Source organism: Curtobacterium sp. AC268, assembly GCF_979258745.1.
Map to the genome: position 1 here is coordinate 3,215,766 of NZ_OZ409878.1, position 14,364 is coordinate 3,230,129.

The window sequence follows — 14,364 nt, forward strand, 5'->3', positions numbered from 1 at the left end:
GCGTACGGGCCCTAGATCACCAGGGTGGGGATGGCGGGGTCGCCGCGCCCGATGCGGGACGCGTCGGCGGGCAGCTCCGCCTTCGCGCGCTTGTGGTGCGCGCGTGCGGCCTCGACGCCCTGCGTACCGAGGAACGCCGGGTCGACCTCGCCGCCGGTGACGACGGGGACCAGCAGCGGCCGCTCGTCCGGGCCGACCTGCGCACCCGTGAGCACGATCTCGGCGGTCGCGACGCCGTTCCGGAGTCGTCGGCCCGCCTCCTTCCGGCCGCCGATCGACGCCTTGTCGGCCGACTTCTTGGCGACGGGGACCCAGTCGCCGCCGTCCGCGTCCCGGTGCGCGACGAGCTTGAACACCATGCCGGCGGCGGGGTGCCCGGAGCCGGAGACGACCGAGGTGCCGACGCCGTAGGAGTCGACCGGTGCGGCTCGGAGCGCGGCGATCGTGTACTCGTCGAGGTCGTTCGTCACCGTGATCTTCGTGCCCGTCGCACCGAGGCGGTCGAGCTGCGCACGCACGGCTGCGACGACGGACGGCAGGTCGCCGCTGTCGATCCGGACGCCGCCGAGCTTGCCGTCGGTGAGGCGGACGGCGGTCTCGACCGCGGCCTCGATGTCGTAGGTGTCGACGAGCAGGGTCGTGCCGCTGCCGAGCGCGTCGAGCTGCGAACGGAACGCCTGCTCCTCGGAGTCGTGCAACAGCGTGAAGGCGTGCGCGGCGGTGCCCATCGTGGGGATGCCCCAGGTGCGGCCGGCCTCGAGGTTGCTCGTCGCACCGAAGCCGGCGATGTACGCGGCACGGGCTGCGGCGACGGCGTTCCACTCACCGGTGCGGCGGGAGCCCATCTCGGCGAGCGGGCGGCCGTCGGCGGCGGACACCATGCGGGCGGCGGCCGAGGCGATCGCGGAGTCCGCGTTGAAGATGCTCAGGGCGAGGGTCTCGAGCACGACGGCCTCGGCGAAGGTGCCCTCGATCTGCAGGATGGGGGAGTTCGGGAAGTAGACCTCGCCCTCCCGGTAGGCGCGGACGTCGCCGCTGAACCGGTAGTCGGCGAGCCACGAGGCGGTACCGGCGTCGATGACGCCGCGGTCGCGCAGGAACCCGATCTCCTCGTCGCCGAAGCGGAAGTCGCCGAGGGCGGTGAGGAAGCGGCCGAGTCCGGCCGCGACACCGTAGCGGCGGCCGTCCGGCAGCCGCCGGGCGAACACCTCGAAGACGCATCGGCGGTCGGCGGTCCCGTCCTTCAGGGCGGCGTCCACCATGGTGAGCTCGTACTGGTCGGTGAGGAGCGCGCTGGTCACGTCTCCGACACTAGTGACGTGACGGTGGGGAGGCCCGGATCACCCCGGGCGTCCGGCACGCGTGGCGCGCGTGGCCGCGTCGGTGCTCGTCGGCGTGCGTCGGTACGCTGGTGCCGTGACGGATGCACCGATCGGAGTCTTCGACAGCGGGGTCGGCGGCCTCACCGTGGCCCGCGCCATCATCGACCAGCTCCCGCGCGAGAGCATCCGGTACGTCGGCGACACCGTGCACTCGCCCTACGGCCCGAAGCCCATCGCCGACGTCCGCCGCTACGCGCTCGAGGTCATGGACGACCTGGTCGAGCAGGGCGTGAAGGCCCTGGTCATCGCGTGCAACACCGCCTCGTCCGCCGTGCTCCGCGACGCCCGCGAACGGTACGAGCAGGCGTACGGCATCCCCGTGGTCGAGGTCATCCAGCCCGCGGCCCGCGCCGCCGTCAAGCAGACCCGCACGGGCCGCATCGGGGTCATCGGCACCGTCGGCACCATCGCGTCGCGCGCCTACGAGGACGCCTTCGCGGTCGCCGCCGACGTCACGCTGACCACCGCCGCGTGCCCCCGGTTCGTCGAGTTCGTCGAGGCGGGGGACACCTCGTCGCCGTCGCTGCGCGAGATCGCGGCCGGGTACCTCGACCCGATCCGTGCCGCCGACGTCGACACCCTCGTGCTCGGCTGCACCCACTACCCGCTCATGTCCGCCGCGATCCAGTTCGTCATGGGTCCGGAGGTCACGCTCGTCTCCAGCGCCGAGGAGACCGCGAACGACGTCTACCGCCGACTCGTGGAGCACGGGCTCGAGCGCACCGCGACCACCGCCCCGACGTACTCGTTCGAGGCGACGGGCGACGACAAGAACGGCTTCATCCGGCTCGCCCGGCGCTTCCTCGGTCCCGAGGTCTCGAGCGTCGGCCACCTCCAGACGGGGGCCATCACGCTGCCCCGCACCGAAAGGACCCCATGACCGACCACCTCCGCGTCGACGGCCGTACCGCCACCGACCACCGTCCCGTCACCATCGAGCGGGGGTGGAGCACGCAGGCCGAGGGCAGCGCGCTCATCTCCTTCGGCAACACCCGGGTGCTCTGCACCGCGTCGTTCACCAACGGCGTGCCCCGCTGGCTCGCCGGCAAGGGCACCGGGTGGGTCACCGCCGAGTACTCGATGCTGCCGCGGTCGACCAACGAGCGCATGCAGCGCGAGTCCATCAAGGGCAAGGTCGGCGGCCGCACGCACGAGATCTCCCGCCTGATCGGGCGTTCGCTCCGCGCGGTCGTCGACACGAAGGCCCTGGGCGAGAACACCCTCGTCATCGACTGCGACGTGCTGCAGGCCGACGGCGGCACCCGCACGGCGTCGATCACGGGCGCCTACGTGGCGATGGCCGACGCGATCGAGTGGGGCCGCGCCAAGGGCTTCATCGCGAAGAAGGCCACCCCGCTCACCGACAGCGTGCAGGCCATCTCGGTCGGCATCGTCAAGGGGGAGCCGATGCTCGACCTGGCCTACACCGAGGACTCCGCAGCGGACACCGACATGAACATCGTCACGACGGGTTCGGGCAAGTTCATCGAGGTGCAGGGCACCGCCGAGCACGCGCCGTTCGACCGGGACGAGCTGAACGTCCTGCTCGACCTCGGCCTGGCCGGCAACCTGTCGCTCGCGGCGATCCAGCGTTCGGTCCTGGGTCTGGCGTGACGTCCCGCGAGGTGGTGCTGGCCACCCACAACCAGGGCAAGGTCGTCGAACTGCGCGAGATCCTCGGGTCGGCGCTGGGCGAGGGTGTCGAACTCGTCGGGTACGACGGTCCCGAGCCGGTCGAGGACGGCGACAGCTACGCAGCGAACGCCCTGATCAAGGCTCGCGCCGCCGTCGCGCACACGGGGCTGCCGGCGCTCGCCGACGACTCCGGGATCGCGGTCGACGCCCTCGGGGGTGCACCGGGCATCCACTCGGCCCGCTACGCCGGCACCCGCTCGGACGCCGACAACATCGCGCTGCTGCTCACGAACCTGCAGGGTGTCGTCGAGCGGACCGCCGCGTTCGTGTGCGCAGCGGCCTTCGTGACGCCCGACGGCCAGGAGCACGTCGTCGAGGCGGTCTGGAACGGCGAGGTCCTGACCGAGCCCGTCGGTGACGGCGGGCACGGCTACGACCCGGTGTTCCGGCCGGACGACGCCGACCGCTCGTCGGCGGAGCTCACCCGCGACGAGAAGAACGCCTTGTCGCACCGCAGCAAGGCGTTCCGGGGCATCGCGCCGATCGTGCGGGAGCACTTCGGCGTCTGAGCGCCGGCGCTCTTTCCGTTCCGCACAACCGAAGTCGCCCCGAACCACGTGATCACGTGGCTCGGGGCGACTTTGGTTGTGCGCCGGTGTGCGGGTCCGGCGGTAGAGCCGGTGCTGCGGCTAGAGCGTCGGGTCGACCGTCGGGGCCGTGCTGGCCTCGGCCTCGTTCGTGTGCTTCGCCTTGCGGGCGTTGCGCAGGTACGTCAGCGCCATCGGCACGACGGTCACGACGACCGCGGCGAGCAGGATGATGTCGATGTACTCGCGGACGATGTGCGCCACGAAGGGGATGTGCCCGATGAAGTACCCGAGGAACGTCACACCGACGCCCCAGACCACGGCGCCGATCGCGTTGTAGAGCGAGTACTTCTTGTAGTCCATCCGGCCGACACCCGCGGCGATCGGGGCGAAGGTGCGGACGACCGGCACGAAGCGCGCCAGGATCACGGCGAGGGGGCCGAAGCGGTGGAAGAACGCGTTGGTGCGCTCGACGTTCGCCTTCGAGAAGAGCCCGCTGTCCTTGCGTTCGAAGATCGGGGGCCCGGCCTTCTTGCCGATGTAGTACCCGAGCTCACCGCCGAGGAACGCGGCGGCGCCGATCATCAGCGCCGCGACCCAGATCGGGATGCCGCCGATCTCGCCACCGCGGTCGAAGGCGAACAGGCCGGTGATGACCAGCAGGCTGTCGCCCGGGAAGATGAAGCCGATGAGCAGACCGGTCTCGGCGAACACGATCGCGCAGACCACCAGCACGGCGATGGCCCCGAAGTGGTCGAGGATGTACTGCGGATCGAGCCACGGGATCAGGGCGAGTGCGACGGAGTGCATGGTTCTTCCGGTCGTGGAGGCGGGGGTCACGGGGAGGACTCCCGCGGGATGAGGGTACCGCCCGGAAGTGACCGGGCCATCCCTCGCAGGGTTGACCTGCTCGAGGCGTGCGGATGACCGCAACGGTGCGCCTGGGGGACTCGGTGCGGAAGGAGGGACTCGAACCCTCACGCCTGGGGCACAGGAACCTAAATCCTGCGTGTCTACCGATTCCACCACTCCCGCGAGCAGCGGCAGTCTACCGAGCGCGGCGTGCGGGGCGGACGTGCGCCGGGCCTCCAGGCCGTGGGACGCACCGTGCGCGGTCCGCGACCCGGTGCGAGCTTGGCGGCTGGGTGCGGCGCTGTGGGTGCGCACGGTGCGGTCAACGGCGCACGGAGCGGAGGAGCGCGCACGGTGCGCCCTGAAGCGACGATGCGGCAGCGCGACTTCGCCGCCGTTGTCAGCGCAGCGGACGCGGCAGGTACCGGGGGACGTACCGGAGCAGGATGCCCGCGCCGACCAGGCCGAGCACGCCCATCACCCCGCTCGCGACCGCGATGGACGCGACGGCGGTCACGCCGGAGATGAGGAGCGGTGCCGCCGCCGACCCGAAGTCACCGGTGAACCGCCAGGCCCCCAGGAACGGTGCCGGGGCGTCGCGCGGTGCGAGGTCCGCGCCGAGCGTCATGAGGATGCCGGAACCGACCCCGTTGGCCAGGGACATGCCCATCGCGATCGCGACGAACCAGCCGACCCGGGCATCCAGGTGGCCGCTCCAGGCGAGCAGGAAGTAGCTGATGCTCAGGCCGAGCATGCAGGGCAGGGCGCTCGCGAGCCGTCCCCACCGGTCCATGATCTGCCCGCTCGTGTAGAACAGCGCGAAGTCGACGGCTCCGGCGATGCCGATCACGAGGGCCGCGGTCGAGTCGTCGAGGCCGACGCTCACCGCCCAGAGCGGCAGGATCACCTGCCGTCCGGCGCGCATCGCTCCGATCAGGCCGGCACCGCTGCCGAGCCGCAGCAGGACCGCCCCGTTCGCGCGGATGGTGCGGAAGAGGCCCTGCGCCTCCTGCTGGACGAACTGCGCGCCGGTGTCGGCGGGCGGTTCGGTCGCGTGGTCGGCCGAGCGCCGGGAGGCCCGTGGCGGCAACCGCAGGCCGCGTGTGCCCGTCCCCGGGTCGCGCAGCACCAGGAGTACGGTCGCCGCCGCCAGGCAGCAGACGACGTGGATCCAGAAGGCGCTGCTGGTGGTGCCGGTCAGGTGGATGACGCCGGCGGCGATGAACGGGCCGACGAAGTAGCCGAAGCGGAAGACGCCGCCCAGGCTCGACAGCGCCCGGGCCCGGATCCGCAGGGGGATCGCGGTGGTCATGTAGGCGTGCCGGGCGAGCGCGAACACCGCGGTGGAGACGCCGACCAGGAACACCCCGAGCGCCAGGACCCAGGCGTTCGCGGCCGTCGTGGCGACGACGAGCCCGACCACCGAGACGAGCGCGGCGCCGATCATCGCGTTCCGCTCACCGATGCGGGCGACGACGATGCCGGACGGCACGTCGCCGATGAGCTCGCCGACCAGGATGAGCGAGGCGACGAAGCCCGCGAACGCCAGGCTGGCGCCGAGGGAGTCAGCCGCGATCGGGATGATCGGGATGATCGCGCCCTCGCCGATCGCGAAGAGCGCGGCGGGCAGGAACCCGGACAGCAGGACGGACCGGAAGTCGAATGAGTCGTTCCCCGTCGTGGCCATCGCCCGACCAACGGTACGCCAGCGGTACCGCTTCGTCGGCGGGTTACCCTGGACGCATGCGTGTTCTTGCGGCGATGAGCGGTGGTGTCGACTCGGCGGTGGCCGCAGCCCGGGCGGTCGACGCCGGCCACGACGTGGTGGGCGTGCACCTGGCCCTGAGCCGGATGCCCGGCACCCTGCGCACCGGCAGCCGCGGATGCTGCACCATCGAGGACTCGATGGACGCCCAGCGCGCCGCGTCGGCACTCGGGATCCCGTACTACGTGTGGGACTTCTCGGCCCGGTTCAAGGAGGACGTCGTCGACGACTTCGTGGCCGAGTACCAGGCCGGCCGCACCCCGAACCCCTGCATGCGCTGCAACGAGCGGATCAAGTTCGCGGCGCTGCTCGAGAAGGCACTCGCCCTGGGGTTCGACGCCGTCGCGACCGGGCACTACGCCTCGATCGTCACCGGTCCGGACGGCTCCCGCGAACTGCACCGGTCAGCCGCGTGGGCGAAGGACCAGTCGTACGTGCTCGGGGTCCTGACCGCCGAGCAGCTGCAGCACGCGATGTTCCCGCTCGGAGCCACCCCGTCGAAGGACGAGGTCCGGGCCGAGGCCGCCGAGCGCGGGCTGACGGTCGCCCAGAAGCCGGACTCGTACGACATCTGCTTCATCCCGGACGGCGACACCCGCGGCTGGCTGGCGGACCGCGTCGGCACCGCCCCCGGCGAGGTCGTCGAGCGCGACGGCACGGTCGTCGGCTCGCACGAGGGCGCCACCGGCTACACCGTCGGACAGCGCCGCGGCCTGGCCCTCGGCCGCCCGGCACCGGACGGCAAGCCCCGGTTCGTGCTCGAGATCCGCCCGAAGGACAACACCGTCGTCGTCGGCCCGAAGGAAGCCCTCGCCGTCACCTCGATGTCCGGCTCGCGGTTCACCTGGGCGGGTACGGCCCCGGCCGACCCGGCGACGCCCTTCGCCTGCGACGTGCAGATCCGCGCGCACGCCGACCCGGTGCCCGCGACCGCCCGGGTGCAGGACGACGTGCTCGTGATCGACGTCGACGAGCCGCTGCACGGGGTCGCTCCAGGGCAGACCGCCGTGGTCTACGTCGGCACGCGCGTGCTCGGCCAGTGCACGATCGACACCACGGTCAGCGCCGTCCCCGTCGACGCCTGACCCCGCCGCTCCCGGGGCGCACGCTCGCTGCACGCCGCGTCGGTGGTGCACGGTAGAACTGATGCCATGAGCGAGACCGACGCGACGTTCGAGACCATCGACCCCGACGGGCTCGACGCCGCCCAGGCCGCGCGCGAGGTCGACCGGTTGCGCGCCCGCGTCAACGAGCTGCGCCACGACTACTACGAGGGCAACGCCTCGCCCCTGTCGGACGCCGACTACGACGCCCTGGTGCACCGCCTCGACGCGATCGAACGGCGGTTCCCGGAACTCCTGACGCCCGACAGCCCGACACAGACCGTGGGCGGGCAGGCGCAGACGACGCAGTTCGCGCCGGTCGAGCACGCCGAGCGCATGCTCTCGCTCGACAACGTCTTCAGCCCCGACGAGCTCACCGAGTGGGCCCTCAAGGTGCAGCGGGACGCCGGCGCCGAGCGGGTGCGGTTCCTGACCGAGCTGAAGATCGACGGCCTGGCCATCAACCTGCGGTACGAGCACGGTCGGCTCGTCTCGGCCGCCACCCGCGGTGACGGCGTGGTCGGCGAGGACGTCACCGGCAACGTCCGCACGATGGGCACGATCCCGGACCGCCTGTCGGGCACCGGCCACCCGCCCCTGGTCGAGGTCCGGGGCGAGATCTTCTTCCCGGTCGCCGAGTTCGACGAGCTCAACGCGAACCAGCGCGAGGCGGGGGAGCGCGTGTTCGCCAACCCGCGCAACGCCGCCGCCGGGTCCCTCCGCCAGAAGGAAGAGGGCAAGTCCGAGGCGAAGCGTGCCCTGATGGTCGACCGGCTGCGGCGTCTGCGGATGCTCGTGCACGGCATCGGCGCGTGGCCCGTCCGCGAACTCGAGCAGGGCACCGACGTCCGCAGCCAGTCCGAGGTGTACGAGCTCCTGCAGACCTGGGGGCTCCCGACGAGCAGCCACTACCGGGTGTTCGACACCATCGACGAGGTCAACGGCTTCGTCCGGACCACGGGGGAGCGCCGGTCGGCCGTCGAGCACCAGATCGACGGCGTCGTGGTGAAGGTCGACGACCTCGCCCTGCACGAGGAACTCGGGTCGACGTCACGGGCGCCGCGGTGGGCGATCGCCTACAAGTACCCGCCCGAAGAAGTGCACACCACGCTCACCGACATCGTGGTCAGCGTCGGCCGCACCGGCCGTGCGACCCCGTTCGCGGTGATGGCCCCGGCCGAGGTCGCCGGGTCCGTCGTCCGCCAGGCCACGCTGCACAACCAGCAGGTCGTCAAGGCGAAGGGCGTGCTGATCGGCGACACCGTCGTGCTGCGGAAGGCCGGCGACGTCATCCCCGAGGTGCTCGGCCCGGTGGTCGAGCTCCGTGACGGCTCCGAGCGCGAGTTCGTGATGCCGACGAACTGCCCCGAGTGCGGCACCGAGCTCGCCCCCGCGAAGGAAGGCGACATCGACCTGCGCTGCCCGAACGCGAAGAGCTGCCCGGCGCAGGTGCGCGGTCGGGTCGAGCACATCGCCTCGCGCGGGTCGCTCGACATCGAGGGGCTCGGCGAGGTCGCGGCCGCGGCACTCACGCAGCCGCTCCGCCCGGAGACCCCGCCGCTCGTCACCGAGGCCGGACTGTTCGACCTGACGATGCAGGACATCGTCCCGATCGAGGTCATCGTCCGCGACGCCGAGACCGGCATGGAGAAGGTCGACGACGACGGCACCCCGAAGCGCGTCACACCGTTCAGCCGGGCGCGCAAGAAGACCGACCCGCCGTTCGACCCCGAGGCACGGGGCGCCGACTACACCGGTGAGCCGAGCCGCTACCCGTCGAAGAACGCGTTCGAGATGCTCGCGAACATCGACGCCGCGAAGACGAAGCCCCTGTGGCGGATCCTGGTCGGCCTGAGCGTCCGCCACGTCGGACCCGTCGCCGCCCGAGCCCTGGCGAACCACTTCGGCTCCCTCGACGCGATCCGGTCGGCTTCGCGCGAGGACCTCGCAGCCGTCGACGGGGTGGGCGGCATCATCGCCGACGCCCTGCTCGCCTGGTTCGACGTCGACTGGCACCGCGAGATCATCGACCGCTGGACCGCGGCCGGCGTGCAGTTCACCACCCCGGGCCACCCCGGCCCGGGCGGTGCCGACGTCGAGGGCGGCGTGCTGAGCGGCGTCACCGTCGTCGCGACCGGGTCACTCGAGGGCTACACGCGCGAAGGTGCGCTGGAGGCGATCATCACCGCCGGCGGCAAGGCGGCGTCGAGCGTGAGCAAGAAGACCGACTTCGTGGCCGCCGGTCCGGGTGCCGGTTCGAAGCTCACGAAGGCCGAGCAGCTGGGCGTCCGGATCATCGACGCCGAGCAGTTCCACCTGCTCGTGACCGAGGGGCCGGCGGCGCTCGCCGAACCGGAAGCGCCGACGACCGAGGACTGAGACAGCAGGACCGAGCGGGATGCCCAGCACGCCCGGTCGCATCCGCTGAGCGCGGCGCGCCGTCGAACGCGCCCAGTTCGGGGGACAAGTTGCATCGCGCATGGATGATCCGCGGACATCTCCATAGACTCGACCGAGCATCACCCGTCGTCTGCAGGGGGACGTCGGGACGGCCTTCCCGGGGGAGACCCGAATGCTGCTCATCGCTGCGGCTCTGCTCACCGCCTCGGTGCACTCGCTCGGAGTGATCGAGGCCCCAGGCATGCCCCCGGCGCACCAGGTCACGGTCACCAGCACCGCCGCGAGCCGCATCGTCCCGGTCGCGGACCCCGCCGCCATGCTCCCGACGGCACCGGCGGCACCGGCGGCACCGGCGGTACCAGCGGCGTCGTCGTCGACATCGACATCGACATCGACATCGACGTCGACGACGGGGTGGGGGTCGACGACCTCGCCGCCGCGCACGGACGGGCCTTCGTCGAGGACCTCGGTGCACTCGGCGCGGCCGACCTGCGAAGCGCGGCCACCGACCGTCGTGTCGTGGCGACGGTGCAGGACGACCCGCCGCCCGCGCAGACCGTCGCGCAGTGGTGGTCGCACCTGCCGGCCGACGAGCAGGACCGGCTCCGGGTGCACGCACCCGCACTGGTGGGGAACCTCGAGGGCGTGCCGTACGCAGTCCGCGACCAGGCCAACCGCGCGACGCTGACCGCCGGCCTCGCCGACGCCGACCTCGGTGCAGCCCGGGCCGCGATGCTCGGGCAGGTCCGTGACTCCCTGGTGCAGGAGCCGGGCGACCCTCGGCGCTTCCTGGTGGCGCTCGACACCCGGGGTTCCGGGCGTGCGGCGATCAGCATCGGCGACCTGGACACCGCGGCCGACGTCACGGTCGTGGTGCCGGGCATGTTCTTCACGGTCACCGGGCAGATGACCGACTTCACGAACACCGCCAACGACCTGTCCCGCGAGCAGGCCACCCTGGCGCCGCTCGCCGCCACCGGCAACGGGTCGGGTGTCGCCGTCGTCGCGTGGATGGGGTACCGGACGCCGGACCTGTCGAACATCCTGTCGCTCGGGCTCGCACGGACCGGGGCGGAGCGGCTCGAACGGACCGTCGCAGGGCTGCGCGTGATCCGCGCGGGCGACCAACCACGGGTGAACATCGTCGCGCACTCGTACGGTTCGACCACGGCGATGACGGCCCTGGCGTCGGGGCGGATGACCGCCGACACCCTGACCGTGCTCGGGTCGCCGGGCAGTGACGTCCGGACCGCGGACGACCTCGCCGTCGCCACCGGGCAGGTCTTCGTCGGCGGTGCGCACAGCGATCCCATCGCGGGCTCCGGGTACTTCGGTACCGACCCGGGTGGAGCGTCGTTCGGGTCGACCGTCCTCGACCTGGCCGGGGGCGCCGACGCGCTGTCGGCCGGTGACGTGTTCCGGCGACCCGTGGGGCACAACGACTACCTCAAGCCGGGCACGGCATCGCTGCACGACGTCGCCTTGATCGGCATCGGACGCGGCGACCTGGTGCGCGAGCAGGTCCGACGCGGGAAGTCGGGTGGTGACGGCATCGTCGGCGCCTCGCCGGACATGTACCTCGTGCGCCCGCAGGACCTGCAGCCCCGTGACTGACCTGCCGTGCCCGACCGCCCCCTGACCGACCGGGCGGACCAGCCGGTCGTGGCGACGCGGTGGGCGTGACCCGATCGTGACCGGCGGCCGACGTGCCGGAACCGTCGCGTGCCTCCCGGCCGGATCGCTGCGCCCGTGCGGATCGCGACCCGTCCTCGGAACGGGCTGGGTGGCAACCTGAACGCGACCGCAGCCTGCACTCGTTCCAGGGCAGAACCAGTACAGCCCTGCTGCCTACGGTGCCGTCATGCGTGTGGTGCGATGGCCTGGTGCTCTCCTGATGTTCGTGGTGATGTCCGTGCTCGCCGGCATGCTCGTCGCCGTCGCGGTGACCCCGGCGGTCGCCGTCGCGGGAGAGGGGACCTCCGGGGCGGTCTCGTTCTTCGAGGACCTGCCGACCTACCTCGACGTGCAGACCCCGCAGCAGGTGTCGTCCGTGTACGCCGAGAAGGGCGGGAAGCAGGTCAAGATCGCCTCGTTCTACGCCGAGAACCGAACGAACGTGACGGCCGACCAGATGGCGGACACGCTCAAGCAGGCGGCGATCGACACCGAGGACCCGCGCTACTACGACGAGGGCGGCATCGACGTGCTCGGGACGCTCCGCGGCGTCGCCGCGACCGTCGTCGGCGGCGACGTGCAGGGCGGCTCGAGCATCACGCAGCAGTACGTCAAGAACGTGCTGGTGCAGCAGTGCGAGGAGCTCACCAGCACGGACCAGGCCGCCACCGAGAAGAAGGTCGAAGCCTGCTACGAGGACGCGGCCGGCGTCACCCCGCAGCGCAAGCTGCAGGAGATGCGGTACGCCATCGCGGTGAACAAGAAGTACTCGAAGGACGAGATCCTGACCGGGTACCTCAACATCGTCGGGCTCGGCGGGCGGGTCTACGGTGCCGAGGCCGGGGCCGAGTACTACTTCGGCGTGCACGCGAAGGACCTGTCGCTCGTGCAGTCGGCCACGCTCGTCGCGATCCTCAACAACCCGTCGAACCTGCGCATCGACGTGCCGAGCGACAAGGACAACGGCAAGGCCAACGGGTACGAGCTGACGAAGGAGCGCCGCGACTACGTGCTCCGCCGGATGCAGGCGCACGGGTCGATCACGAAGGCGGAGATGACGAAGGCGATCGCGACGCCGGTCACGCCGAAGATCACCGAGACCGCCAACGGGTGCTCGACCGCCGCGACGAACTACGACGCCGGCTACTTCTGCGACTACGTCCGCGACCAGGTGCTGCAGGACTCCGCGTTCGGCAAGACCGCGGCGGCACGCATCGCCACGCTCGACACCAAGGGCCTGCAGATCCACACCTCGCTCGACCTCGACCTGCAGGGTCAGGCACAGTCCGCCCTGTCCACCTACGTGCCGGCCACGATGGCCGGTGTCGACGTCGGCGGCTCGAACGTCACCGTGGAACCCGGCACCGGCAGGATCATGTCGATGGTGCAGAACACCACGTACACGCAGGGCGACAACGCCGGGGCCGGTGCCACGGCGGTGAACTACAGCGCCGACTCCGGGTACGGCAACTCGGGCGGGTTCCAGACCGGCTCGACCTACAAGGTGTTCACCCTGGCCGAGTGGCTCGCCAGCGGGCACACCCTGTCCGACTCGGTCACCACCTCGGAGCACCAGTTCGAGAACGCCGAGTTCACCAACACCTGCAAGAACGTCGCGGGCGGCACCTGGAACGTCGCCAACGCCGAGAGCGTGCCGTCGTCGATGTCGGTCGAGGCTGCGACGGTCGAGTCGATCAACACCGCGTACGCCCAGATGGGCAAGCAGCTCGACCTGTGCAAGATCGCCCAGCTCGCGCAGTCGATGGGCATCCACCGCGCCGACGGCGGTGACCTGACGCAGACGCCGTCCTCGATCCTCGGCGTGAACGAGCTGTCGCCGATCGACCTGGCCGAGGCCTACGCGGGCTTCGCCAACGGCGGCATCGTGTGCACGCCCACCGCGATCGACTCGGTGACCGAGGCGGACGGCACGAAGATCACCCCGACGCCGTCGTCCTGCACGCAGGGCGTCTCGGCGGACGTCGCGGGCACGGTCGACTACGCGCTGCAGGGCGTGCTGTCCGGGTCGGGGACGGCCGCGAGCGCGAACCCCGGGGACAGCGTGGCGAAGTTCGCGAAGACCGGCACCACCGACGGTGACGTGCAGAACTGGCTGGTCGCGTCGTCGACGAAGTACACGAACGCCACCTGGGTCGGCAACGTGCAGGGGAACGTGAGCCTGGCGAACTGGCCGTTCCTGCAGGGCACCACCGGGTACAGCGCGAAGTTCGGGGTCGGGAAGTCGATGATGGCGTATCTGGACCAGACCGTCGGCGGGGGAGCGCTGCCCGCACCGAGCCAGGCGATGATCGGGCAGGCGAGCAAGTCGTCGTCTTCGTCTTCGTCTTCGTCTTCGTCTTCGTCGTCGGGGTCCTCGTCCGGGCAGGGGACGGCGCAGGACGACCAGATGACGCCGACGGATGCGCCTGCCGCTCCCGCTGCGCCCGCTGCACCCGCTGCGCCGGCGCCCGCCGCGACGGTCGCCCCGGCGGCGCCGGCTGCAGGGGACCAGAACGGGAAGTGACCCGCTGCCCCCTGGGGGCCCGGTGCCGGTCCGGCGGACCGGCACCGGGCCCCCAGGGGCGTTGTCCACAGCCGCGCCTGCGCGCCCGACGCAGCCAATAGACTGTGGGGCATTCCACGAACCGATCGACGGAGCACCATGCCTGACATCACGAGCGAGCAGGTCGCGCACCTGGCGAACCTCGCACGTATCGCACTCACGCCCGACGAGATCGAGAAGCTGACCGGGGAGCTGTCGCACATCGTCGAGAGCGTCGCCAAGGTCGCCGAGGTCGCGACCGACGACGTCCCGGCGACGAGCCACCCCGTGCCGCTCGGCAACGTCACCCGACCCGACGTGGTCGGGACGACGCTGACGCAGGAGCAGGCGCTCTCCGGGGCGCCCGACTCCGACGGCGAACGGTTCCGCGTGACCGCCATCCTCGGCGAAGAACAGTAGGGCG

10 protein-coding genes, 1 tRNA gene and 1 pseudogene are annotated in these 14,364 nt (G+C 71.5%); 8 read left to right on the forward strand and 4 right to left on the reverse strand.

Annotated elements, in window-relative coordinates; translation table 11 throughout:
* Nucleotides 1-11: 11 nt before the first annotated feature.
* Nucleotides 12-1,307, reverse strand: a pseudogene (locus ACZZ9K_RS15285) (nicotinate phosphoribosyltransferase); the annotation flags it as partial.
* Nucleotides 1,308-1,416: 109 nt separating this feature from the next.
* On the opposite strand from ACZZ9K_RS15285, the gene murI reads away from it, so the two are divergent.
* Genes murI through rdgB form a run of 3 tightly spaced genes read left to right on the forward strand, consistent with a single transcriptional unit; the run spans nucleotide 1,417 to nucleotide 3,586 of the window.
* Nucleotides 1,417-2,262, forward strand: a complete 846-nt coding sequence (gene murI / locus ACZZ9K_RS15290) for a glutamate racemase (protein ID WP_027464600.1) — start codon at nucleotides 1,417-1,419, stop codon at nucleotides 2,260-2,262.
* Nucleotides 2,259-2,996 (forward strand): ribonuclease PH, encoded by a 738-nt coding sequence (rph, locus tag ACZZ9K_RS15295; protein ID WP_463444498.1) that lies wholly within the window; start codon nucleotides 2,259-2,261, stop codon nucleotides 2,994-2,996. The genes murI and rph overlap by 4 nt, the downstream gene beginning before the upstream one ends.
* Complete coding sequence (gene rdgB, locus ACZZ9K_RS15300) at nucleotides 2,993-3,586, forward strand: RdgB/HAM1 family non-canonical purine NTP pyrophosphatase (RefSeq protein WP_027464602.1); 594 nt, start codon at nucleotides 2,993-2,995, stop codon at nucleotides 3,584-3,586. Before rph ends, rdgB begins: the two co-directional genes overlap by 4 nt.
* A gap of 120 nt (nucleotides 3,587-3,706) precedes the next feature.
* On the opposite strand, the gene ACZZ9K_RS15305 is transcribed toward rdgB, so the two are convergent.
* From ACZZ9K_RS15305 to ACZZ9K_RS15315, 3 genes are all read right to left on the reverse strand, one after another.
* Nucleotides 3,707-4,414: a DedA family protein gene (locus ACZZ9K_RS15305; protein WP_434770328.1), complete on the reverse strand. Its 708-nt coding sequence runs from the start codon at nucleotides 4,412-4,414 to the stop codon at nucleotides 3,707-3,709.
* A 144-nt stretch (nucleotides 4,415-4,558) separates the two neighbouring features.
* A tRNA-Leu gene (locus ACZZ9K_RS15310) sits at nucleotides 4,559-4,639 on the reverse strand.
* A 217-nt stretch (nucleotides 4,640-4,856) separates the two neighbouring features.
* Complete coding sequence (locus tag ACZZ9K_RS15315) at nucleotides 4,857-6,143, reverse strand: MFS transporter (protein WP_463444499.1); 1,287 nt, start codon at nucleotides 6,141-6,143, stop codon at nucleotides 4,857-4,859.
* Nucleotides 6,144-6,199: 56 nt separating this feature from the next.
* On the opposite strand from ACZZ9K_RS15315, the gene mnmA reads away from it, so the two are divergent.
* The 5 genes from mnmA (at nucleotide 6,200) to gatC (ending at nucleotide 14,360) form a co-directional block, all read left to right on the forward strand.
* The gene (gene mnmA, locus ACZZ9K_RS15320; RefSeq protein WP_031259645.1) at nucleotides 6,200-7,306 is read left to right on the forward strand and encodes a tRNA 2-thiouridine(34) synthase MnmA; all 1,107 of its coding nucleotides are present in this window, start codon (nucleotides 6,200-6,202) and stop codon (nucleotides 7,304-7,306) included.
* Between the two features lie 66 nt (nucleotides 7,307-7,372).
* Nucleotides 7,373-9,703, forward strand: coding sequence for an NAD-dependent DNA ligase LigA (ligA, locus tag ACZZ9K_RS15325; protein ID WP_463444500.1), 2,331 nt, complete (start codon nucleotides 7,373-7,375; stop codon nucleotides 9,701-9,703).
* A gap of 435 nt (nucleotides 9,704-10,138) precedes the next feature.
* Nucleotides 10,139-11,338 carry an alpha/beta hydrolase gene (locus ACZZ9K_RS15330; protein WP_463444501.1) on the forward strand — a complete coding sequence of 400 codons (1,200 nt, stop codon included), beginning with the start codon at nucleotides 10,139-10,141 and terminating at the stop codon, nucleotides 11,336-11,338.
* Between the two features lie 247 nt (nucleotides 11,339-11,585).
* Nucleotides 11,586-13,922 (forward strand): transglycosylase domain-containing protein, encoded by a 2,337-nt coding sequence (locus ACZZ9K_RS15335; RefSeq protein ID WP_463444502.1) that lies wholly within the window; start codon nucleotides 11,586-11,588, stop codon nucleotides 13,920-13,922.
* Nucleotides 13,923-14,060: 138 nt separating this feature from the next.
* Nucleotides 14,061-14,360, forward strand: a complete 300-nt coding sequence (gatC, locus tag ACZZ9K_RS15340) for an Asp-tRNA(Asn)/Glu-tRNA(Gln) amidotransferase subunit GatC (RefSeq protein WP_017887005.1) — start codon at nucleotides 14,061-14,063, stop codon at nucleotides 14,358-14,360.
* Nucleotides 14,361-14,364 lie beyond the last annotated feature (4 nt).

Coding starts and splice junctions, on each gene's coding strand:
- ACZZ9K_RS15315 (WP_463444499.1), bottom strand. CDS start 6,143: ATGGCCACGACGGGGAACGACTCATTCGACTTCCGGTCCGTCCTGCTG.
- rph (WP_463444498.1), top strand. CDS start 2,259: ATGACCGACCACCTCCGCGTCGACGGCCGTACCGCCACCGACCACCGT.
- ACZZ9K_RS15335 (WP_463444502.1), top strand. CDS start 11,586: ATGCGTGTGGTGCGATGGCCTGGTGCTCTCCTGATGTTCGTGGTGATG.
- ligA (WP_463444500.1), top strand. CDS start 7,373: ATGAGCGAGACCGACGCGACGTTCGAGACCATCGACCCCGACGGGCTC.
- ACZZ9K_RS15305 (WP_434770328.1), bottom strand. CDS start 4,414: ATGCACTCCGTCGCACTCGCCCTGATCCCGTGGCTCGATCCGCAGTAC.
- gatC (WP_017887005.1), top strand. CDS start 14,061: ATGCCTGACATCACGAGCGAGCAGGTCGCGCACCTGGCGAACCTCGCA.
- mnmA (WP_031259645.1), top strand. CDS start 6,200: ATGCGTGTTCTTGCGGCGATGAGCGGTGGTGTCGACTCGGCGGTGGCC.